The organism is Poseidonibacter sp. (genome assembly GCF_041821165.1).
GTDB lineage: Bacteria > Campylobacterota > Campylobacteria > Campylobacterales > Arcobacteraceae > Poseidonibacter.
Window position 1 is genome coordinate 1 of record NZ_JBGUES010000148.1, and the last position, 5,967, is coordinate 5,967.

Genomic DNA, 5,967 nt, shown 5'->3' on the forward strand with positions numbered 1-5,967 from the left:
CTAATACCTGCTGCTCTTTTTTGAAAAAGTAAATGATATTCACCATTAATCTTAATAAGAGGTATTATAACTGCTGAATTAAAAAATCTTGTTCTACCAAGAACACCTGGCTCTTTTGGTAGATTTAATGATAATTCTTTTAAGTTTTCTTTTTTCATATTATTTCTCTATTGATTTTATTGCTTCAATCATTGTTTTTATAATTTTTCTTAAATCTTCATCTTTTATATTATAAGCAACAATTGAATAAATTAATTTTCCAAAAGGTCTAATCCATACACCTTTTTTAACACAATAATCTTGTATTTCTTGAGCATAAGTATCATCTTTTAACTCAATAACACCAATTGCTCCTATATTTCTAATATCTTTTACTAAATCTAATTCTTTAGCATTTTGTAATTCTTCTTTAAATATTGCTTGAATATTTAAAACATTTTTTTTCCAAGATGTTTCTTCTAATAAATTTAAACTCTCAATTGCAACACTACAAGCTAAAGGATTTGCCATAAATGTTGGTCCATGCATTAAGATACCTAGTTTTGAATTACTAATAGTATCTGATACATTTTTTGATGTAATCATTGCAGCCATAGTCATATAACCACCTGTTAAACCTTTTCCAACCGTCATAATATCAGGTTTTATGTCTGCCCACTCATATGCAAACATTTTTCCTGTATGTCCAAAACCTGTAGCTATTTCATCTGCTATTAGTAAAATGTCATATTTACTACATAATTCTCTTGCTTTTTTAAGAAATATAGGATTATAAATCCTCATTCCCCCTGCTCCTTGAACAATTGGTTCAAGAATAAATCCAGCACACTCTTTATGATGTTTAATAAATGTTTCTTCTAATGCTGCAATTGAAACAGAACAATCAGCATTAAATCCAAGTTCAGGTGCTTTAGTAAAAATATGTTTTGGTAAATATGAACCATAAATACTATGCATAGAATTATTAGGATCACATACACTCATTGCAGCTAAAGTATCGCCATGATAAGCATGCTCTAATGCAATAAATTTATATTTTTTAAGTCCCTTTGCTTCTTGATATTGAATAGCTGTTTTAAGAGCAACTTCAACAGAAACAGAACCAGAATCGCATAAAAAAACACTATTTAAACCACTTAATTCAACTAACTTCTTTGACAATATTGCGGCTTTTTCATGAGCTAATCCACCAAACATTATATGTGGCATAATTTCAACTTGTGATTTTAAAGCCTCATTTAATCGTGGATGATTGTAACCATGTATTGCGCTCCACCATGAACTCATTCCATCAATCAACTCTTCACCTGTTTCTAAAAAAATTGATGTTTTATTTGTTTTTTTAACCCCAAGCAATGAAGCTTTTGATGGTAAAGAATTATATGGATGCCATACATGTTTCTTATCTATATCTAACCAACTCAATAAAATTCCTAATATTAATATATGTATATATTATATCAAAAACTTAGTTACAAAAAATGTAAGTTTATTTTCACACACGCTTTTGACAACTTTATATTATGATACTGTTATTAAAAGAGGATATATCTATGTTATTAAAAATGTCTAAAAAAAATAAGTTAATTTCTATAATTATTATTTTATTTGCATATTCATTTACATTTGCAAATGAAACTCCAAGTACTATTTTTACGAAAGAAGAGCTTAACTATATAAATAAAAAGCAAAGTGTAAATATTGGAATGATTTCAAATTTCAAACCCTTTTCTTTTATTGATGATTATAATAAACAACAAGGTTTTTCAGTAGAACTTGTAAAAGAAATTTCCAAAATATCAAGTTTAAAGTTTAATATATACACTAATAAATGGAATAAAGTATTAAAAAAATTTGAAAATAAAGAGTTAGATGTAATAGCAGATATCTCATATACAAAAAACAGAGAAGAATTCACTTTTTTTACAAAAGCATATTATGAAATACCTACATATATTTTTGGTTTAAAAAACAATAATTCATATACTTCTATTAATGATTTAGTAGGAAAAAAAGTTGGTATTTCTAAATCTTTATATTACAAAGACAAATTAATAAACAAAGGTATTATAGTTGTTGAACTTGATAGTAGTAATGAAAAAGCAGAAGCTTTAGGTATTGGTAAAATTGATTATTTCCTTGCTTCATTTACAAGTGGAATAAAAGCCATTGTTTCAAATTCAATTACAAATATAAAAGCAATATCTGAATTTCATGGAGTTAAAAAAGAGGATTTAAGATTTGGAATAAAAAAAGATGAAGAAATTTTAAGAAGTATTATAGAAAAATCATTAAATCAAATACCATCTGAAAAAATTGATTCTTTTAAAAATAAATGGATTTTAGAATTAGAAGAATTTTATAAAAAAATCATTCCTCTTAATAAAAAAGAAGAAGATTATCTAAATAAAAAAGAGTCTATAAATTTATGTATTGATCCAGATTGGATGCCTTTTGAAAAAATAAATGAAAATGGTAAACATATTGGATTAAGTAGTGACTATTTTGAATTTTTTCAAAGTAAAATACTTATACCTATAAATCTTGTTAAAACTTCATCATGGTCTGAGTCATTACAGTTTGTAAAAGATAAAAGATGTGATATTTTATCTCTAGCAATGAAGACACCAAATAGATCAAAATATTTAGATTTTACAGAAGCATATTTTAAAGCACCATTAGTATTAATTACAAAAAACAATGTAATATCTTCTAATAATATAAAAGATTTAGAAAATAAAAGTATTGGAATAATAAAAGATTTTGCTTTAGTTGAATTAATAAAAAAGAATTATCCAAAAATTGATATTATTGAAGTAGCTAATGCAAAAATAGGATTAGAAAAAGTAGTTAATTCTGAAATTTTTGGATTTATAGATTCTCTAGGAGTTATCTCATATAAATATCAAGATTTTTTTATAAATGAACTTAAGATAAATGGAACATTTAAAGAAAAGTGGGAACTAAGTGTAGCAACAAGAAAAGATGAACCTGAATTATTAAGTATTTTTAATAAATTAGTAAAATCAATTCCTCAAACAAAAAAAGAAGAGATATCAAATAAATATATATCTTTAAATTATGAAAAAGAGTTTGATTATGATTTATTTATTAAAATACTAGTTTTAGTATTTATGATATTTACTTTTTTAATTTATAGACAATATTCAAAAGAACAACATCTTGAAAAAATTAAAGATGCTTATAATAAATTAGAAACTATTTTAGATACTACAATTGAAGCTATTATAATCTCAAAAAACAATAAAGTAACAAAATTTAATAAAGAGGCTTTAGAGTTATTTAAATATAGTAACAATGAAGATATTTTAGGCAAAAACTTTCTTGATTTAATTCAAAAAGATTCTAAAAACATCTTTACTGAAAACTTTTCTAAAACACATGAAATGACATTTGTAAAATCAGATAAAAGTTCATTTTATGCTCTTTCAAGAAGTAAAGATATAAATACTAAAGAAGGAGTATTTAGAGTTACATCAGTTGTTGATTTAACACTTTTAAAAGAAAAAGAAGCAATATTAGTTGAGCAATCAAAAATGATATCAACAGGTGAGATGATACAAAATATTGCACATCAATGGAGACAGCCTTTAAGTCATATAAGTACAATTGCAACTGGTATTAAAATGCAAAAAGAGTTTGATATGTTAGATGAAGACTCACTTATTAGAAATATGGAAAAAATAAATACATCAGCACAATATTTATCACAAACAATTGATGATTTTAGAAACTTTTTCAAACCTAACTCAAATAATATAAAACTATTTAATATAAAAGATACTTTTAATAAACTAAATTCACTTGTAAAAGATACCTTAGAAGATAATAATATAAATTTAATTATTGATTGTGAAGATTTAAATATAAAAGCAAATGAGAATTTATTAATTCAATCATTTTTAAATATTGTAAATAATGCAAAAGATGCTATTAAAAATAATCAAGAGTCAAAAAACTCTTTAAACTCTTTTATATTTATAGAATGTAAAAAAATAGATAACAATTTAGTAATAAACTTTAAAGATTCTGGAAATGGAATACAAGAGAATATTTTAAATAGGATATTTGAACTTTACTTTACAACAAAACATGAATCCCAAGGAACTGGAATTGGACTTTATATGACATATCAAATTATTACAAAACAGCTAAAAGGCGAAATTAGTGTACGAAATATTTCATTTAAATATAATAATTTTGATTTAAAAGGTGCAATTTTTAGAATTAAAATACCATTATTTTAAAAAAGCAAGAAGTATTAAAATAAAGTTATTTTTACTTCTGCTCCAGAATATGAAATATTTTCATATTCATATTCTATATTTGAAATCATAATTTTTCCATTCATGTGTTTTGAAATTATTTCTTCACACATATATAGACCAATTCCTGTACCTTGAGCTCTGTGTTTTGTAGTAAAATATGGCTCAAATATTTTAGATAATATTTCTTTTTTAATTCCACCAGCATTATCTTTTATTTTTATAATGATTTTATCTTCTACTCTATTTGTATCAATAAAAATAAGTTTTTTTGAATAAGTGCAATTATCTAAAGCTTCTTCTGCATTATTGATAATACTAATAAATACTTGTATTAATTCACTCTCAAATCCATATATACTTATATTTTCAATGTTTTTAATAACATATATATTTTTACTTGTAAGTTTTGCATTTAATAAATCTAAACTTTTATTACAACACTCATTTAGTGAAAAATCTTTTTTTATATCTGATGGTTTAAAAAAGTCTTTAAAATCATCAATTGTATAGGATAAACTTTGTGATGTACGAACAATTGAATCTAAAGTTTCAAGTAAAAACTTATCATCTAAATCATTAAACTCTTTTTTTATTTTAAGCCCACTTGCTGCTGTTGTAATAATTGATAAAGGCTGTCTCCATTGATGTGCAATATTTTCAAGCATATCAGCTATTGCTGCTTTTTTAGATTTCTCTGAAAGTATTCTATCAATTCTTAGCTTTTCCTCTACGGCTATTTGTATTCTATGTTCTAGTTCACTATTGATTTTTTGTAGTTCTTCAGTTTTTGCATGAACTTTTGAACTTAATGATTTATTTAATTTTCTTAGTAAATTATGTCTATATAATAAAGCTAATATTATAAGTGAAATAGCTAATAAAACTTGCCAAAGAAGTGTATAATCAAACTCTTTTTTATACTGAATTGATAACCATTTTTTCAATAAAGAGATTCTTATTTCTTCATCTATATTAGCAACAGATTTTTTAAAAATCTCTAATAATTCATAATCATCTTTTACCACACCAATTCTAATATTTTGCACTTCATCTATATTTCCAGATATTTTTAATTTATTTAAAAAATTAGTTTGTAAGTTATACCAACTTACAGCATTAGAATCAATATGAGCAAAGTTTTTATCATTTAATACCTTTGTAAAACCTTCTTGTGAATTTGAAACTTCTACAAAATCTATTAATGGATATTTTTGTTTTAATCTTGTTAAAAGTTCATAATCTTTTACAATAGATACTCTTTTTTCTTTTAATGAATTAATATCATCAACAAAAGGGACTGTACTTTTTGTAACAATTACAAATGGCATTTTTAAAAAAGAGTTTGTAAAGTTTAAATACTCTTTTCTTTCTTTATTCATTGAAACAGAAGACAAAATATCACACTTTTTGTCTTTAATAAAAGATAAACTTTGTGACCAAGTTTTAGTCTTTACTAAAGTAATAGGAATATTGATTTTTTCTTCTATAATTTTTATATAATCAGCTACAAAACCAACAAAATTGCCATCTTCAATTGCACTATATGGTAATGCATTTGGTAAAATACACATTTTTATCTCTTTTTTATTTTTAAGATATAATTGATTTTCTTTAGAGAATCTTAGATTTTGTAATTTTGTATCATAATAAATAAAATCATCAATATTTATTTTATGTT

3 protein-coding genes are annotated in these 5,967 nt (G+C 23.6%); 1 reads left to right on the top strand and 2 read right to left on the bottom strand.

From position 1 onward, the window contains the following. Positions 1–159: 159 nt before the first annotated feature. Positions 160–1,425 (bottom strand): adenosylmethionine--8-amino-7-oxononanoate transaminase, encoded by a 1,266-nt coding sequence (gene bioA, locus ACERKK_RS10445; RefSeq protein ID WP_373773022.1) that lies wholly within the window; start codon positions 1,423–1,425, stop codon positions 160–162. Between the two features lie 128 nt (positions 1,426–1,553). On the opposite strand from bioA, the gene ACERKK_RS10450 reads away from it, so the two are divergent. Next, a complete protein-coding gene (locus tag ACERKK_RS10450) occupies positions 1,554–4,268 on the top strand; it encodes a transporter substrate-binding domain-containing protein (protein WP_373773023.1) in 2,715 nt (904 codons plus the stop codon). A gap of 14 nt (positions 4,269–4,282) precedes the next feature. On the opposite strand, the gene ACERKK_RS10455 is transcribed toward ACERKK_RS10450, so the two are convergent. Continuing rightward, on the bottom strand, positions 4,283–5,967 hold a 1,685-nt coding region (locus ACERKK_RS10455), incomplete at its 5' end, for a transporter substrate-binding domain-containing protein (RefSeq protein ID WP_373773024.1).